This window comes from Salinisphaera sp. G21_0 (assembly GCF_017744115.1).
In the GTDB taxonomy this organism is placed as follows: Bacteria; Pseudomonadota; Gammaproteobacteria; order Pseudomonadales; family Endozoicomonadaceae; genus Endozoicomonas.
In genome coordinates this window covers 92080-107685 of sequence record NZ_JAGHQW010000016.1, presented here as the reverse complement: position 1 = coordinate 107685, position 15606 = coordinate 92080, and the positions used below count along the sequence as shown (strand labels likewise).

Here is a 15606-nt window from a genome sequence, read left to right as displayed (position 1 = left end):
TTTTAGTGAGATAGAATATGGCATTCAATATCAGACGATAACTCCAGTCACGTGGTCGACCATTTTTTGGAGTATCATAGCCAGGGTCAGGGAATAGAGGCTTGAGGGTTGCCCACTCGTCATCAGTAAGGTCGGATGGGTACATAATTATCCTCCTTCTTCAGCTAATCAGATACTGTAGTTATAGACGACTTTGAGTTTTTATCCTGAGTTAATGATCAGTAACTTTTACAACAGTCTCTCATCAAAACGATGTCCCAGTGCAGCCAGGCACTATCAGGTCAATTTATTGAATAAAGTCGAACATAACGTGTAAAGGGAACTTATGTTAATGAAACCCGACTAACTTGTTCCACGTAACAACTTAGTGATGGGGGCTTTAACATGAATCCAATGACGCGTTCTTCCGGTCAGCTTCCGGTACATCCACAGACTCGTTCACGCAATACCGAGTCAAGTGATGACAGCAGAGTAGCGGATCTGCAAGAGTCACTCAGCCGTGTGAGTATTCTTGATGACCAGCCAGGTGCTGGCAGCGCACCAAGGCCGGTTAACATTGCTGACCGATCGGCCAGTATTCCTGCCAGTCCGACGACCTACGACTATTTCTGTGATACTGATGGTAACACTTACAAGGTGCTACCTAAGCAATTTACCCATAGTGATGGTTCTTGCGGCCTTAGGTTAAAGTTGGAAAATGGCGAAAGGTTTATGCAGTGCTCAATACGATTTTCCAGTTTTTCTCAGGATGTTCGCAGTTATACCGAGCCTGATTTTGATGAAGATCAACATATAGTAAAATTGATGCTGATCAAGGACTATGCAGAAAACGAGGGATGCCTGGATTTTCTGATAAAGAACGATATCGTAAAAGTAGTGGGCAAGGTGGAGTCCGGGCTCGTTGACTTTCCCATAGTTCAGTTAACAGCAGATAGAAAGTTAACTAAAAAAAGTATTGCATTTGGTTCGGCTGATTCTTTATCGGTCCGAATTGCTGCCTTTTCCAGCAGAGTTCTTGTTCCCCGATCCAAAAGATTTCAGCAATTTCTTTCAGAAGGAGCGAAGGCTAAGGAAGTATTGTCTGAATTACAGTCGAAAGTGCTTAGTAATTACATTCGTGAACCTAAGCTGAAAACACTTGAGAGCTCTTCTTTTAAACACATTGCTATCTTTGTGGATAGTGGTCAACAAACACCCAGACTTGACGTTGCCTGTTGTGATTTCGGCTACACGTTACAAGAACTGAAACAGTTTCGTCTGGAAAATAAAAGTCCAGTGGATGTTGCTGTTGATGCGCTATCAAGGTAGTGGCTTTTCGGCCTTGAATTATCTTCTTTTCATCTTCCGGGAGTGACGGGATATTCAACGTTTTAAGTTGGCCTGATAGGGCATGGCCGCTTTTCTGTCGTTAATTGCAACAATGATTTTTCTGAATCGATGCTCAGAATTAGAATAAAGAGGCTGTTATGACTTACGGAACTATTGCTGATAGATACGCTTATGAATCACCCTGGTTAAGGAGCCGGGCGAAGGAAGCATGCCCTGATAATGACCAAAAGTCGCACATGGGGGCACGTTCTACTGAATCCGTCGAGCCTGATAGTTATTTATCCCTGGCTAAGGATCTTATTTGTTCTGTCCCCGGAACCTGCTATTCAATTTTATCAAGATCTGCGGTTGTCCTGACGCCTTTTCATTGGATGATTGAAAACAGGCTGGGGGTTGCCAAGGTTGTTGGTGTTGCCCTGGTGCGATCGCAAGTGTTTCCATGGCTTGGAAAGACTTTTCCTGATAAGTTCCCGGGTCTCCAGAAATTTCCGGGCTTACAGGAAAGCCGTGAGATTGTTAAGGAAGCCTGTGATGCAACCAATACCAGTGGCTTTCGGTTTGAGCAGCTCCCAATTAAACATGATTCGGGCATATTGCACGGCGTGATTTGTTATCCCCCCGACTGGGACCCGAGTAATAGTCAATGCATTCTTTATCACAATCCAAATGGTATGGTTCTTTCACAGCTACTGGGTAGAGGTTGTCTTCATCCGGGGTCAGCACCCGGCCGAATACAGTCAGAAAAGAAATGCCCGGTCATTCTTTATGACTATAGGGGGACGGGGTTAAACCAGAGTGATGGAGTGTCGGGTTATCTGCCTTTCTCAACCTATGAAACCATTGTTCAGGATGGTGCTGCTGCCCTGGGATATGCGTTGGAAAATTTTGAACATGTATACGTAGCTGGCACTTCTCTTGGCGGAGGTGTGGCAACCGTCTCGCTTGCCAGACACCTTGAAGCCAGCGGAGGGCAGGATGATTCAAGGGTCGAGTTACTGTCCCATGACTCTTTTACCACAGCGCCAAGAGTTGTTATGCCAGACAGGCCCCGACTTGCCAATTTTCTGGGGTGGCTGGTAGGTGGGAATCTGGATGCTGAAGCCTCTATGCGTAAACTGATTGATCGTAAGATTTACATTGTGTCACTGAACCATCGTGATGATCCGGTTATCCCGAAAGGGGCTCGTATGTCAGAATTTATTAAGTCGCTTCATCCTGGTGAGATGGATCCCAAGCGGGTATTTGCCAAAGAATTTTCCGGCAATAGCCACGCGGTAATGACTTATGAAATGGTAAAGTACCTTTGAGTGAATCAATGTTACTATGTCTGCACCCTAAGTAGCTAACCATATGAAATCACATATTTCTGACTACTTATAATTAGTAACCCGATTGGGTTGGAGTCTTATGAATCGAATTCCCCTGACTATTTTCTTGCCTGAAGCCAGCAGAATCGCCGCAGGCTGTATGGGGTTGGGTGGAGGCTGGGATAATAACCCGGTTTCAAAGGGTCATATGATGCAGGCGCACCAGTTTCTGGATAGTGCCCTGGAGAGCGGCATAAACTGCTTTGACCACGCCGATATCTATACCTTTGGCAAGGCTGAACAGGTATTTGGTGGCGTGCTGGGTGATCGACCAGAGCTGAGGGAGAAGATATTCCTGCAAGGCAAGTGCGGCATTCGCTTCGCCGAAGGGAACATTCCCAATCGCTACGATTTCTCCCGGGATTGGATTCTGCACAGTGTGGAAAAGAGTCTTGCCCGTTTAAACACCGACTATCTGGACCTTCTGCTTCTGCACAGACCGGATCCGCTGATGCAGCCAGAGGAGGTTGCCGGGGCGTTTCATCAGCTGCAGAAAGATGGCAAGGTCAAACATTTTGGTGTGTCAAACATGAATGGCCACCAGATCAAATACCTTCAGTCATTCCTTGATCAACCTATTGTGGTCAACCAGTTGCAGATGAGCCTGACCCATCTGGACTGGCTGGATGAAGGTGTGCTGTTCAATCACCCGGAAGGGCCGGCGGTCAGCTTTACCCCTGGCACCGTTGAATATTGTCGCAGCCACAATATTCAGCTGCAGGCCTGGGGCTGCCTGAGCAACGGTGTGTTCACCGGGAAAGATACTCATGGTGAGCCCGAGGCTATTCAGAAAACGGCTGAGCTGGTCAAAGCGTTTGCAGAGCAGCTGGGTGTTTCCAGAGAGGCTATTGTGCTGGCCTGGCTGATGCGCCACCCCGCAGCTATCCAGCCGGTGATTGGCACAACAAATGCCGAGCGTATCAGGGCTTGTAGCGAGGCTGAGACTATTCAGTTAAGTCGTGAGCAGTGGTATCAGCTGTACGTGAGTGCCCGGGGCCGGGCGCTGCCGTAGCCTGAAACGATTGGGGGAAAATCCCTGGATGTGATAATCCCCTAGTTCATTCAGGGATAAAAACAGTATTCACTGTCTAAAAAACACGCTAGACTAGCAGACCTTTTTCTATCCCCATGTGCAGTCCTACTTATGGACACAGGGGTTTGTTGGGAAGTCCTGGCACTTCGTTTCCTGCATTTAATCCGGCAACTGTCCGCTCCTTTGAAAAGCCTATGGCAATCAAGAGCTCAGCCACTGGAAGATCAATAGATCTTATTATCCTCTGCCAATGCAGGCCAAGCTTGTTCATCAAGCCTCTCCAAACGCAGTCGTGGACCTCACAGGCGATTCGGTAACGTCTTTCTGTATTCGATCAGAGGGGAGTTCCGGATAGCGGCACCAGGAAGTCCATGGCTGCAAATTTTCCGAATGCTACTGGAACAGCGTCGGAAAAGTATACTGCCATCCTATTTCTGTTTGCTCCAAACGTCGCCAGCACCAAGCAGCCATGAGCCGGTTTACCGGACGATCAAATGCCGTCTGATCCTGACAGCTTTTGACAGCAAAATGGCGGCATTTTTATGGCAAAGAATGAATTTACGGAGTATCAAATGACTGATACCAACAACGCGATGACTTTTGCGGACCTGCCCCTGTCGGAAGCGGTAATCAAGGCTGTTCAGGATGTCGGCTATGAGAGCCCGTCACCCATCCAGGCACAAAGTATTCCTCACCTGCTGGAAGGTCGTGACCTTCTGGGTCTGGCGCAGACCGGTACAGGTAAAACAGCCGCATTTGCATTGCCATTGCTGTCAGCCATTGATTTGAAGCAGCGCGATCCGCAGGTTCTGGTCTTAACGCCGACCCGTGAGCTGGCTATACAGGTGGCAGAAGCCTTTCAACGTTACGCCCGTCACATGAAAGGATTCCATGTGTTGCCTGTTTACGGTGGTCAGGATATGCGCGGCCAACTGCGCAGCCTTCAGCGTGGAGCCCATGTGATTGTGGGCACGCCGGGCCGGGTCATGGATCACCTGCGTCGTGAAAGCCTGAAGCTGGATAGCCTGAAAACCGTGGTTCTGGATGAAGCGGATGAAATGCTGCGCATGGGCTTCGTGGATGACATCGAATGGATCATGGAGCAGACGCCCGCTGACCGTCAGGTGGCCCTGTTCTCTGCCACAATGCCTTACCAGATTCGCAAAATTGCAGATACTCACTTAAAAGAGCCTGCTACGGTGGAGATCAAAGCCAAAACGGCGACGGTTGACACCATTACCCAGAAGGTCTGCATGGTCAGCGGTTTCCACAAGCTGGATGCCCTGACACGCATTCTGGAAGTGGAATCATTTGATGCCATGATCATTTTCGTGCGCACCAAAACCGCCACGGTGGAACTGGCGGAAAAACTGGAAGCCCGTGGTTTCGCTGCGGCGGCGCTGAATGGTGATATGAGTCAGGCGCTGCGTGAGAAAGTGGTGGATCGTCTCAAGAAAAAATCCCTGGATATTCTGATTGCTACCGACGTAGCGGCCAGGGGCCTGGATGTTGAGCGTATGAGTCACGTAGTGAACTACGACATACCGTACGATACAGAAGCCTACGTTCACCGTATTGGCCGTACCGGGCGTGCTGGCCGTCAGGGCACTGCGATCCTGTTTGCCACCCATCGTGAGCGCAGGATGCTTCGTGCCATCGAAAGTGCTACACGACAGCGTATTGATACCATGCGATTGCCTTCCATGAGTGACGTGCGTGATATTCGTATCCGTCAGTTCAAGGAAGATGTCATCAAAGCGATTGACATGGGCGAAGAGCTGGATGTGTTCCGTGAGATTGTTGCCGAGCTTGAGCAGGAAAATGCCCTGAGCTATGAAGACATGGCAGCAGCGCTCTGCTTTATGGCCCAGAAAGAACGCCCGTTCCCGGATGCCAAAGAACCGGAGCAGCCCCGTCGTGAAGGCCGTGATCGTGGTGATCGTGATCGTGGCGAAAGACGTCGTGATGGCGAAAGGCGTGGTGAGCGTGGCCGTGAACGTAACAATGATGGCATGGTGCGTTATCGTGTCGAACTGGGTCGTGACCAGGGCATCAACCCGGGTGACCTGGTGGGAGCCATTGCCAATGAAGGCAAAATTTCCGGACAGAGCATTGGCCATATCCGACTGTTTGATAACTGCTCGTCAGTCTACCTGCCAGAAGGGATGGACAAGAGCGTTATTGAAGCCCTGAAAGGTGCCAGGATTCGCAACCGGCCAATGGAGTTGAAACTGTGGACCGGTGACGAGCCTCAAACAGAGCGCCGTGGCCGACGTGATGGTGGCCGTGGCCGCCACGAAGGTGGTCGCCGTGAAGGCGGTGCCCGTCGCGAAGGTGGCCGTGGTGGCGATCGTCGTCCACGTCGTGATAATAGCGGCACTCGTTAATAGCATTCCGGGCTATTGGTTCTTCCAGTAGCCCGGACTTTCTGAAACCGGGAATTTATCAGTTTGCTATCCGCTGTTTCACCTGAATGGCGTCTTTATCCCAGGATGTCTTAAAAGCATCCCGGCTGATCTCAACTTCCCAACCGTGGTATGGGTCTCGAATAAGAACAGATGTGTCTGTAACCGCATCAACAATAATGTCATGCATTCCCCCTTCCAAACTACTTACTGTGACTATTGCAGACCCATCCCGATTAACTGCAATGGCCAGATCTTCAAGATTTGAATGCCGGGTTTTAAAGGGGGATAGGCCTGCCGTAGATAATGCTTGAAATATCAGCTTGTCATTGCCAAGGTTGGTTGAGCGTAAGTCACTAACCGAAAAAGTGCCGTGATGCTGATGTATCAGCATTGCTGCAACAGCGTAACTACAGCCTCTGGTTGCCTGTTGTTGAATGATGGGTCTGCCATTACAGGTGTATTTGACTTCAATCGGTTTAAACTTCCCAGACTCCTGAATATGTTCTTTTCTTATCGGTTGATGCACTGTCAAGATTTCATGGTCAAGATATGTGAGCACATAACCATGCGCTCCAGAAAACGATATATTTTTGAGAACAGGGTCAAACCGGAAAGTATAATGGACAACAATTTCCAGAAGAGAGGCCGGTCTATTCCACATAAAATGATTTTTATCAAACATCTCCTCTCTCAGTCTTTTCGCTGCCAGATATTTTTTAAAACCTCTATCCTCAAGTAACTTGTAGGAGGCAATAATATCTTCAACCGTCTTTTTGGTTTGTTCACAGGTTGTATCGTCGCCCCCACGAACGGTGTCAACATTGGATACTGGTGGGTATTGTCTCTGGTAAACGGAAGAGGGGATGCCAGCCAATTTTAACAGTGTGGCCAAAAGTTCCGGCGTTGGTTTATAAAAGGGGTTACTACTCTTGCCAGAGGGAGAATTAAGCGGCGTACGCCGACCGGGTGATGTCAGTTCTGGCATTTGTGAGGCAGGCTTGCCTGACAGCCCACTGGCCTTAATTTGAATAATGGGAAGCCTGGCATTGTGTAGCCTTGTTTTTTCATGAAATGGTTTTCGGCCATTGGAGGAAAATGACGGACCTTGTTTCAGGGTAGAAGATATTGGTGGAACCTGTTTGACCAGATGGCCACTGGAATCTGCTGTTTGCTTACATGGAGAAATAACTTCGTCTTTCAGAGCGATATCTGTTTTCGGAGCAGTATAGCCGGATGAGGGCTCATTCAAGGGGATCATAAACCAGTATCTTCAAAAAGTGCTTTGTTACCAGTACACGGTTTCGATGCAATTGACAGGCTCCTTCATAGAACTCAAGGCTCCATTCACCCTGAGTGGAGTCGAAAGACGCTCAGGGTGAACAGAGATTATACACATCAAACTCATCGAAATGGTTTGATGACTTTGATTGATTAATCGCCAAATAGTTTCCAGAGAAGCTGAAAAAATTTATTTTTCTTCAGGCTGGCGGTAATACATGGAATAAAACCGAAAAGAAGTGACAGGCCGACCCACCTAATACAAAGAGATGCCAGATTGCGTGATTGAAAGGCAGCTTTTTCCATAAATAAAAGATCACGCCAACGGTATAAAGCAAGCCACCGGCAACCAGCCAGTATATGCCATTGGTTGACAAGTTCTCTGCCAGCTCTTTGGAGGCCGCCAGAACCAGCCAGCCCATCAGAATGTACGTGGTTAACGACAGTTTTTTGTACCTGGACCCAAACACCGCCTTGAAGATAATGCCCAATGCAGCCAGGGTCCAGATGACAGCAAAAAGAATCCAGCCAGTCACACTTCTCATGCTAACCAGAAGAAAAGGCGTGTAGGTTCCGGCAATCAGCAGATAGATGGAGCAGTGATCCAGTATCTTGAAGACGCGCTTGGTTTTTGGATGTTGAAAACTGTGGTAAAGCGTAGAAGCCAGAAACAGCAGAATCAGGGTGCTGCCGTAGATGCTGAAACTGACCACCCGCCAGACATCAGCCTGATGGGCGGCATAGGTGACCAGTAGCGTCAGACCGGCGACACTGAGCAGAGCCCCCAGACCGTGAGTAATACTGTTGGCAATCTCTTCAGCCAGGCTGTAGCCACGGCTGATCAGTTGGTTTCCTGCGGTAGATTTCGGGGCCATAAAACGTTTTTAATCAGTGCCAGTGCTGATCATACTGAATCTTATGCCCTGATGCATGGGAATTATCAGGTCATCCTGAATGTAGCCCGGGTACCAGGTCCGGGTGGAAAATTAGAATGGCAGCAATACCTGATGATCGACTACTTTAACACTATCAGTTTCTGCTTTGCTGGCTGATCAAAGGTTTTTTTTCCAAGGTCATCTGCCCCCGGCAGTCACCCTCTACAGGCTATCGCTGATGGCTGTGCCGCAGGAGACTCTCGAACTTAGACGACTCTTGCCACACACGCTTAAGTTCGACAGCCTGCAAGTTTATCTTTATTCCCGTTGCTGGAGTATGACATGAAAAGGTTGATTCACTCTTGTATTGTTTTGGTCACAGGCGCTGCCCTGTTTGGGTGCGGATCCCACAAGCTGACCAGTGTAGACCCCCAGTTGGTTGAGAACAAAACCTGGGTGTTGACGACAATGAACAGTCAGCCGGTATCGGGCCCGAGAGTCACCATGGAGCTTCGCCCTGCCACTGCCCTGGATGGACGTATTGGAGGCCAGGCACCCTGTAACCGCTACTTTGGTAACTATCAGGTTGCCAGCCATAAAATTCACTTTACCTCAATGGGGAGCAACAGAATGGCCTGTCCGCCACCATTGATGACCAGTGAAGCTGAGTATCTGGCAATGTTCCCAAAACTGGACAATATCACCATAAAAGAACATGGACTGGTATTGAACAGCGCAAGCGGTGACCAGGAACTGACCTACGTGACCGAATCAGCCAATGTGAGCGGTCAGATTACTGCCAGTGAAGGCACTTTTGCACCAGGCTCTGAAGTTATTGTGGTTCTGCAAGATAGCGCCATGCCCGATGACCCGGCTGGCATCATTGGCATTGAGCGAATCCGCGTAGGCAGGGCGGTGGATGTCGTGGATTATGTGGTCTACTATGCACCTGAGCTGGTGAAACCGGGCAGCAACTATGAGCTGTTGGCGGAAGTGATCCAGAATGGTCAGGTGATGTTTGCCACTGCGGTGAAGCCCTCTGTTCAGCTTAAGACTGCTCCGGCAAATCACTGAATCGTTTGCGGGTAAAGTGCGCCCTGTTAAGGTGCGCACTTCACTGCATCAAGCCATTTCCAGCACTTCTGACTCCTTCTCTGCCTTGATATGGTGCGGAGTCGGAGTGCCCATTTCGTCAACACAGACAAACACAATACGATCAACGACGATAATCACCTGTCTGTTGACCTTATTGCGTACCACACAACAGATGGTCAGTGAGGTCTTACCGGTACTGACTACTTCAATACCGAACTCCAGAATATCACCGCAGGCGGCTGAGCTGACAAAGTCGATTTCTGACATATATTTTGTCACCAGCAACTTGCCAGGGCCCATTTTGCAGGAAGCATAGATAGCGGCTTCCTCATCAATCCAGGCCAGCAGTGTGCCACCAAACAGTCGGTATGCAGGGTTGAGGTCACCGGGTTTTACCGCGCGGCGTGAAAAATACTTCATTCTGATGCTCCTTGCCTGGTTATTATGAAAACAGATTTATTGTGAATAATTTATATGACATTAATAAGGCAATTCTCACGCCATAAATAACGGACACTATTTTTGCTGGTGATAACAGCAGAGCCTTCACGGCAATGATATAATCCCCGCCCGCTTTTATTGCCGGACAGGCTCATGGTTAGAATAGGTCGCATGAACCACCTGAAGGTGGTCAATCTTCTGGATTTTGGTGCATTTCTTGACGGGGGGATGCTGGACGACATCCTGCTGCCCAAACGCTTTGTGCCACAAGGGTGCCAGGTTGGGGATGAGCTGGATGTTTTTATCTACCTGGACTCTGATGATGTCCCCATTGCGACGACACTCCGCCCCAAGGCTCAGGTAGGGCAATTCGCCTGCCTGAAAGTCACCGATGCCAACCGTATTGGTGCTTTCCTTGACTGGAATATGCCAAAAGAGCTGCTGGTGCCTTTTAGTGAACAGAAAGAGCGCATGGTCAAAGACCAGTTTTATGTCGTGTATATCTATCAGGAACAGCAGAGCTATCGGATCGTTGCGTCGTCAAAAATAAGCAAGTTTCTGGCTACCATCTCGTCCAAAACACCCCATCGGTACAGTAATGGTCAGGCAGTTTCTCTGATGGTTTGTGACCGTACGGATATTGGCTATACGGCAATTGTCGAGAATAAATACCTTGGGGTTATTTTTGACCAGGATATCGACCAGCCAATCCGGATGGGCATGAAGTTTGACGGATTTATCAAACGGGTCCGGCCCGATCAGAAACTGGATTTATGCCTGAAAAAGCCCGGCTTTGATAAGCAGGAAATGAGCGACCTGGGTACGGTGATTGTTGCCAGGTTAAAGGCTGAGAAGGGCTTTTTGCCGTTTAATGACCGTACTGACCCTGCGATTATCAAAAGAGAATTTTCGGTCAGTAAACGGGTATTCAAAATGGCGATTGGTGGGCTATACAAAGAACGCCTGATTAGCATTGATGAAGATGGCATTCGTCTTTTATAAGCTAGGAGGCTGTCCGAGAATAGCGCCCGTAGCGAGGATGGCAGAAAATTGAGGATAAAAATTCCGTTTTGTGAGGTGAATAGCGGGGCTATTTGCCGAACAAAACGGAATTTTTAGACCAATTTGCTGCCACCGCAGTAGGGCAGTCTATTCTCGGACAGCCTCCTAGGTATGCCGGAAAGAATTGGTCGGTGGCTAATGACAGGCACTTCCAGTAAACTGCTCCGGTTTTGCATTTCCCTTTTGCTCTCGTTCCGAGAGGTCAACATTTTCCAACTTAACAGGTGATCAAATGGGCAAATTTTATACCCAGACCAATCTTCAAATTGACGATAAACAGGCCTACCGGGTTTTCGACGGTAAAAAACAAGCCCGTCTCGGAACAGAAAAGAATCCTGCCGTTCTTACTGTGCAGACCGAAGAACGCCGGGCTGAGCTGGAACAAGAGTTTCTGGAGAATGGCTGGTTCTGCCAGATTCACGTGGATGAAGAAGCCGCAGAGGATATCTCTGCCCTGCAGTTGTTGAAGGATACGCCCAAAACTACGGTACTGGAAAAAATGCCGGGCCGGAATGATCCTTGCCCTTGTGGTAGCGGGAAAAAATATAAAAAGTGCTGCGCTTGATAGCCAGGGTCTATTAAGGGTTTGCTGCGAGCTCTATAGGCCCCCGGGTCAACCCCCCTTCAGATTTCTGGCAAAAACACCTGATAAGTAGAAAAAATTCTAATTCAGTCCATTATTAGTACTGGCAGGTTATTTATAGAGCCATGTTGTCGATCTATTTTATATAAGTTTCCCACTTTCAAAAGCCACTTTTAGTGGCTTTTGTTTTATCAAACAGGTGGACCGAATATGAAAAGTCAGACGTTGGGTAGCAGCCTTCTGGTCGCCGGTACTTCCATTGGTGCAGGCATGCTGGCATTGCCGCTGGTGTCCGCACTGACCGGTCTGGTCTGGGGCGTATTCCTGATGTTTTTGATGTGGGGGTTATCAACCTACGGCGGTCTGTTAATTGCCGAGGCCTGCAGGGCCTGCCCGGAAGCAGAGAATCTCCATGGCGTTATGGGGCGTTTAATGGGGCCGGTTGGTCAGGGTATTGCCGTCGTCGCCATGCTGTTTCTCTATTATTCCCTGTGCGCAGCTTACATTTCCGGTGGTGCCAACGTGCTGGGCAGCCTGCTGGCCAAAGAGGGGATTCACCTGCCTTTTCGCATCACGGCAACGGTGGTGGTGTTGCTGGTTGCCATTCTGGTGGTGACCGGTACCCGGGTGGTTGATGTGGCCAACCGGGTGATGTTCGCACTGATGCTGGCCCTGCTGCTGTATATCGTGGTGTCACTGTTGCCCGAGGTCAGTTTGAGTAATCTTGGGTTGGAGAACAGTACCCCTGGCATTTTATTCGCGGCGCTGCCGGTGTTATATACCTCATTTGGCTATCACTGTGCGGTACCCACCGTGGTTCAGTATGTGCAGGGAAAACCCCGGCGGTTTCGCTATGCCCTGATTGGTGGCAGTGCCCTTCCGTTCAGCATTTACGTGATCTGGATGGCGGTGGTGATTGGTGTGGTTTCCTCTGCGGTGGTGGTGACCATGGCACACCGTCCGGACGGTGTAACATCGCTGATGGATGCCATAGGCAACCATTCCGGAACATCCAGTTTTGATTATATGATCAGTGCCTTTGCTGCCTTTGCCCTGGGCACGTCATTCCTGGGTGTGGCTCTTGGGTTATTTGACTATCTGGCAGAAGTGTTTGGTCGCTCTCACGGTATTTGGGGGCGTATCGAAACCATCACACTCACGCTATTGATTCCGCTGCTGGCGGCTATTTTTATGCCGGGGAGTTTTGTCACTGCCCTGGGTTACGCCGCTGTGGCCCTGGTGATTCTGGCGGTATTTATTCCCGTGGCCCTGGTCTGGAAGGTTCGCAAGCTCCATATGGAAGAACCCTATCAAGTGGCTGGTGGTATTCCGGCCCTGGCCATTGCCATTATTGCGGGACTTTTGGTGATCGTTGCCCAGTTTGGGGTGATTGGTGGTGTGTTGCCCTCTATTGGCTAAAAGGCTTTCTGAGAATAGACTCACTATTTCAGTAGCCCCGGACAGCCTCCTGCCGTGGTCAATTGGATCAAGAAGCAACTCGGAATCGTTCAGGAAGAGCAAAGAATGTCGGATGGATGTTGGTCGGTTTACATTATTCTTGCCAGTGATAGCAGCCTTTATACTGGCATCACCACGGATATTGAACGGCGCTGGCGTCAGCATTGCGGTACTGCTGGGGGAGCCAGGTATTTCAGGGGGCGGAAGCCACAGCAGTTGGTCTATCTGGAAGGTAATCATGACCGTTCTTCGGCCAGCCGACGGGAAGCGGCCATCAAAAAGCTGACTCGCCCTCAAAAGCTGAGTTTGCTTGCCTCACCGGAAAATTGCTGTGATCTTTGGACCGTAAAGCTGGTTAATACCAATCACTAAGGCATTGCCCCTGAAAAACTTCCTCTTTTTGCCACGGAGACACGGAGTCACAGAGGAAAAGATTTTTCTTTTCTCCGTGCCTCCGTGGCAGGATTTGCATCTCGTTCCCACGTAGAGCGAGGGTGTGCATTGTATGGGGACTAGCGCTTTCCTGCACTATCGTCCCGAGCAGCTCATGGCTTTTTAGCACAAAAAGAAGCATAAATTATCATTTTTGGTTCAAGGTTGAACGTTTAGATAGTATGATCCTCAGAAATAGATGAAGCAAAAAGGATTTTTGTAAGACACCTGCCTCATAAAAAGCAGGCCAGGGAAATATAACTGTTTCATCGCCTTCCGATAACAACAAAAAATAAGTATGAGGTGTTCATGGAAGCCAGTTTTTGGGATGGCAAACGCGCCCCAGGCATTGCAGACCAAATTGATCTTGAAAAGTTCAAAAACCTGGGCGAAGTCATTGAACATGCAGTCCATCAATACGGCGACCGGCCAGCCTACACCAGCATGGGCAAAACGGTTACCTACAACGAAATCGATCAGCTAAGCACCCGGTTTGCTGCCTATCTCCAGAACCATACGACACTGAAGCCCGGTGACAGTATTGCTATTCAGCTGCCGAACCTTATTCAGTACCCCATCGTCGCTTATGGCGCAATCAAGGCTGGTCTGGTTATTGTTAATACCAACCCGCTCTACACCGCCAGGGAGATGAAACATCAGTTTACCGACTCAGGAGCCAGGGCGCTGGTCTGCCTCAATGTGGTTGGCCACCTGGTGGAGGAAATTATTCAGGATACGCCCATCAAGCACCTGATTGTCACTGAGCTGGCCGACCTGCTGCCCTGGCCGAAGCGGTCACTGATTAATCTGGCGGTAAAGCACGTCAAGAAGATGGTTCCCTCTTACCAGCTGCCCCAGGCGCTGAGTTTCAATCAGGCCATGAAGCTTGGGGAAAAATCCCGGTACAGCAAACCGCTGCCGGCCAATCCTGATGATGTGGCGGTGTTGCAGTATACCGGTGGCACCACCGGCGTGGCCAAAGGCGCTATGCTGACTCAGCGTAGCCTGGTCAGTAATGTACTGCAGACTGCCGGTACGTTGTCTCAGACCGATGATAATGGTGTGCCGCTGTCAAAGCCCGAAGGCAATACCGCAGTTGCGCCCCTGCCTCTTTATCATATCTACGCGTTCACCGTGCATCTGATGGCATTCTTCCATCAGGGTGGACACAGCATTTTGATTGCCAACCCACGGGATATGGATACGTTTGTCAAGTCCCTGAAGCCCCACAAGGTGAATATCTTCATCGGCCTGAACACACTGTTTGTTGGCTTGATGAATCACCCGGAATTTAAAGACCTGGACTTTTCCGAACTGCAGTCAACCATGTCCGGTGGTACTGCCTTGCAGGCGGCGGTTGCCAACCGCTGGCAAACGATCACGGGATGTTCGATTTCCGAGGGTTATGGCCTCTCTGAAACCTCGCCCGTGGTATCCCTGAACCCTGCAGGCAGTTACGCCAGGCTGGGCACTGTCGGCTTGCCAATGTCCGGCACGGCCCTGAAGACCATTGATGATGAGGGCAATGAGCTGCCATTGGGAGAGCGTGGGGAACTCTGTGTCAAAGGCCCGCAGGTGATGAAAGGCTATTGGCAGCGCCCGGAAGCAACGGCAGAAGTGATTGACAGCGAAGGCTGGTTTAAAACCGGAGACGTGGCCATTATCGATGAACAGGGTTATGTGCAAATCGTCGACCGGGTTAAGGATATGGTGCTGGTCTCAGGCTTTAACGTGTACCCCAACGAAGTGGAAGATGTGGTTTCCAAGCACGATAAAGTGCAGAACTGTGCCGTTATTGGTGTACCCGATAAGAAAACCGGCGAGGCCGTCAAACTCTTTATTATTCCACAGGACAAAAGCTTAACGGCGGAAGAGGTCAAGGAGTACTGCCGACTGAACCTGACCGCGTATAAAGTGCCAAAGCAGGTTGAATTCAGGGATGTTCTGCCAATGACGCCAGTGGGTAAAATTCTGCGGAAAGATCTTCGCGCCGAAGAGATGAAGAAGCACGAAACGGCTGCCTGATTTTAGGCATCAGCAAAGCCCCGGTACGTGTTCCGGGGCTTTGTAATTAAACTGACTTTTAATATGCTTGAAACTTATTGCTTCAATCCATTGATTCAGTTTCAGCCAGAATTCCGTTTTTTTGGCGTATTTTTGAATATGAATTAAACTCAGTAATCAGGCTTTCATGAAGTAAGCAGGCGGCCACTTTTTGTTTTTTACCTGAAATGCGAGTAAATGA

At 49.4% G+C, this 15606-nt stretch carries 15 protein-coding genes; 11 read left to right on the top strand and 4 right to left on the bottom strand.

The annotated features are described in order from the left end of the window. A partial coding sequence (locus J7439_RS27045; RefSeq protein WP_209201620.1) for a transposase occupies window positions 1-145 on the bottom strand: 145 nt, incomplete at its 3' end. A 239-nt stretch (window positions 146-384) separates the two neighbouring features. On the opposite strand from J7439_RS27045, the gene J7439_RS09660 reads away from it, so the two are divergent. The 4 genes from J7439_RS09660 (at window position 385) to J7439_RS09645 (ending at window position 6116) form a co-directional block, all read left to right on the top strand. Next, window positions 385-1308 (top strand): hypothetical protein, encoded by a 924-nt coding sequence (locus J7439_RS09660; protein ID WP_209201615.1) that lies wholly within the window; start codon window positions 385-387, stop codon window positions 1306-1308. Window positions 1309-1466: 158 nt separating this feature from the next. Continuing rightward, window positions 1467-2636, top strand: coding sequence for an alpha/beta hydrolase (locus tag J7439_RS09655; RefSeq protein WP_209201614.1), 1170 nt, complete (start codon window positions 1467-1469; stop codon window positions 2634-2636). 100 nt (window positions 2637-2736) lie between these two features. Beyond that, window positions 2737-3708, top strand: a complete 972-nt coding sequence (locus J7439_RS09650) for an aldo/keto reductase (protein WP_209201613.1) — start codon at window positions 2737-2739, stop codon at window positions 3706-3708. 593 nt (window positions 3709-4301) lie between these two features. Further along, window positions 4302-6116 (top strand): DEAD/DEAH box helicase, encoded by a 1815-nt coding sequence (locus tag J7439_RS09645; protein WP_209275466.1) that lies wholly within the window; start codon window positions 4302-4304, stop codon window positions 6114-6116. 58 nt (window positions 6117-6174) lie between these two features. Here the strand turns inward: J7439_RS09645 and J7439_RS09640 are convergent, their stop codons facing one another. Both J7439_RS09640 and trhA read right to left on the bottom strand, forming a co-directional pair. Next, window positions 6175-7122 carry a cysteine peptidase family C39 domain-containing protein gene (locus J7439_RS09640; protein WP_209201612.1) on the bottom strand — a complete coding sequence of 316 codons (948 nt, stop codon included), beginning with the start codon at window positions 7120-7122 and terminating at the stop codon, window positions 6175-6177. A 493-nt stretch (window positions 7123-7615) separates the two neighbouring features. Next, window positions 7616-8290, bottom strand: a complete 675-nt coding sequence (trhA, locus tag J7439_RS09635) for a PAQR family membrane homeostasis protein TrhA (protein WP_209201611.1) — start codon at window positions 8288-8290, stop codon at window positions 7616-7618. 51 nt (window positions 8291-8341) lie between these two features. Between trhA and J7439_RS26425 the strand changes: the two genes are divergently transcribed. Both J7439_RS26425 and J7439_RS09630 read left to right on the top strand, forming a co-directional pair. Next, entirely contained in the window at window positions 8342-8467 is a 126-nt protein-coding gene (locus J7439_RS26425) for a hypothetical protein (protein WP_286196372.1), read from the top strand. Window positions 8468-8632: 165 nt separating this feature from the next. Next, window positions 8633-9364 carry an META domain-containing protein gene (locus tag J7439_RS09630; RefSeq protein ID WP_209201610.1) on the top strand — a complete coding sequence of 244 codons (732 nt, stop codon included), beginning with the start codon at window positions 8633-8635 and terminating at the stop codon, window positions 9362-9364. A 48-nt stretch (window positions 9365-9412) separates the two neighbouring features. Here the strand turns inward: J7439_RS09630 and J7439_RS09625 are convergent, their stop codons facing one another. Beyond that, complete coding sequence (locus tag J7439_RS09625) at window positions 9413-9805, bottom strand: acyl-CoA thioesterase (RefSeq protein ID WP_209201609.1); 393 nt, start codon at window positions 9803-9805, stop codon at window positions 9413-9415. A 174-nt stretch (window positions 9806-9979) separates the two neighbouring features. Here J7439_RS09625 and J7439_RS09620 point away from each other — a divergent pair, with 174 nt between their 5' ends. The 5 genes from J7439_RS09620 (at window position 9980) to J7439_RS09600 (ending at window position 15386) form a co-directional block, all read left to right on the top strand. Further along, a complete protein-coding gene (locus tag J7439_RS09620) occupies window positions 9980-10828 on the top strand; it encodes a CvfB family protein (protein ID WP_209201608.1) in 849 nt (282 codons plus the stop codon). Window positions 10829-11120: 292 nt separating this feature from the next. After that, on the top strand, window positions 11121-11453 hold the full coding sequence (locus J7439_RS09615; RefSeq protein ID WP_209201607.1) for a PBPRA1643 family SWIM/SEC-C metal-binding motif protein: 333 nt from the start codon (window positions 11121-11123) through the stop codon (window positions 11451-11453). Window positions 11454-11681: 228 nt separating this feature from the next. Next, entirely contained in the window at window positions 11682-12890 is a 1209-nt protein-coding gene (locus J7439_RS09610; RefSeq protein WP_209201606.1) for an aromatic amino acid transport family protein, read from the top strand. Window positions 12891-12995: 105 nt separating this feature from the next. Beyond that, window positions 12996-13301 carry a GIY-YIG nuclease family protein gene (locus tag J7439_RS09605; RefSeq protein ID WP_209201605.1) on the top strand — a complete coding sequence of 102 codons (306 nt, stop codon included), beginning with the start codon at window positions 12996-12998 and terminating at the stop codon, window positions 13299-13301. A 369-nt stretch (window positions 13302-13670) separates the two neighbouring features. Next, a complete protein-coding gene (locus tag J7439_RS09600) occupies window positions 13671-15386 on the top strand; it encodes an AMP-binding protein (protein WP_209201604.1) in 1716 nt (571 codons plus the stop codon). The last annotated feature ends 220 nt before the right edge of the window (window positions 15387-15606 follow it).

Coding starts and splice junctions, on each gene's coding strand:
- J7439_RS09660 (WP_209201615.1), top strand. CDS start 385: ATGAATCCAATGACGCGTTCTTCCGGTCAGCTTCCGGTACATCCACAG.
- J7439_RS09655 (WP_209201614.1), top strand. CDS start 1,467: ATGACTTACGGAACTATTGCTGATAGATACGCTTATGAATCACCCTGG.
- J7439_RS09650 (WP_209201613.1), top strand. CDS start 2,737: ATGAATCGAATTCCCCTGACTATTTTCTTGCCTGAAGCCAGCAGAATC.
- J7439_RS09645 (WP_209275466.1), top strand. CDS start 4,302: ATGACTGATACCAACAACGCGATGACTTTTGCGGACCTGCCCCTGTCG.
- J7439_RS09640 (WP_209201612.1), bottom strand. CDS start 7,122: ATGCCAGAACTGACATCACCCGGTCGGCGTACGCCGCTTAATTCTCCC.
- trhA (WP_209201611.1), bottom strand. CDS start 8,290: ATGGCCCCGAAATCTACCGCAGGAAACCAACTGATCAGCCGTGGCTAC.
- J7439_RS26425 (WP_286196372.1), top strand. CDS start 8,342: ATGCATGGGAATTATCAGGTCATCCTGAATGTAGCCCGGGTACCAGGT.
- J7439_RS09630 (WP_209201610.1), top strand. CDS start 8,633: ATGAAAAGGTTGATTCACTCTTGTATTGTTTTGGTCACAGGCGCTGCC.
- J7439_RS09625 (WP_209201609.1), bottom strand. CDS start 9,805: ATGAAGTATTTTTCACGCCGCGCGGTAAAACCCGGTGACCTCAACCCT.
- J7439_RS09620 (WP_209201608.1), top strand. CDS start 9,980: ATGGTTAGAATAGGTCGCATGAACCACCTGAAGGTGGTCAATCTTCTG.
- J7439_RS09615 (WP_209201607.1), top strand. CDS start 11,121: ATGGGCAAATTTTATACCCAGACCAATCTTCAAATTGACGATAAACAG.
- J7439_RS09610 (WP_209201606.1), top strand. CDS start 11,682: ATGAAAAGTCAGACGTTGGGTAGCAGCCTTCTGGTCGCCGGTACTTCC.
- J7439_RS09605 (WP_209201605.1), top strand. CDS start 12,996: ATGTCGGATGGATGTTGGTCGGTTTACATTATTCTTGCCAGTGATAGC.
- J7439_RS09600 (WP_209201604.1), top strand. CDS start 13,671: ATGGAAGCCAGTTTTTGGGATGGCAAACGCGCCCCAGGCATTGCAGAC.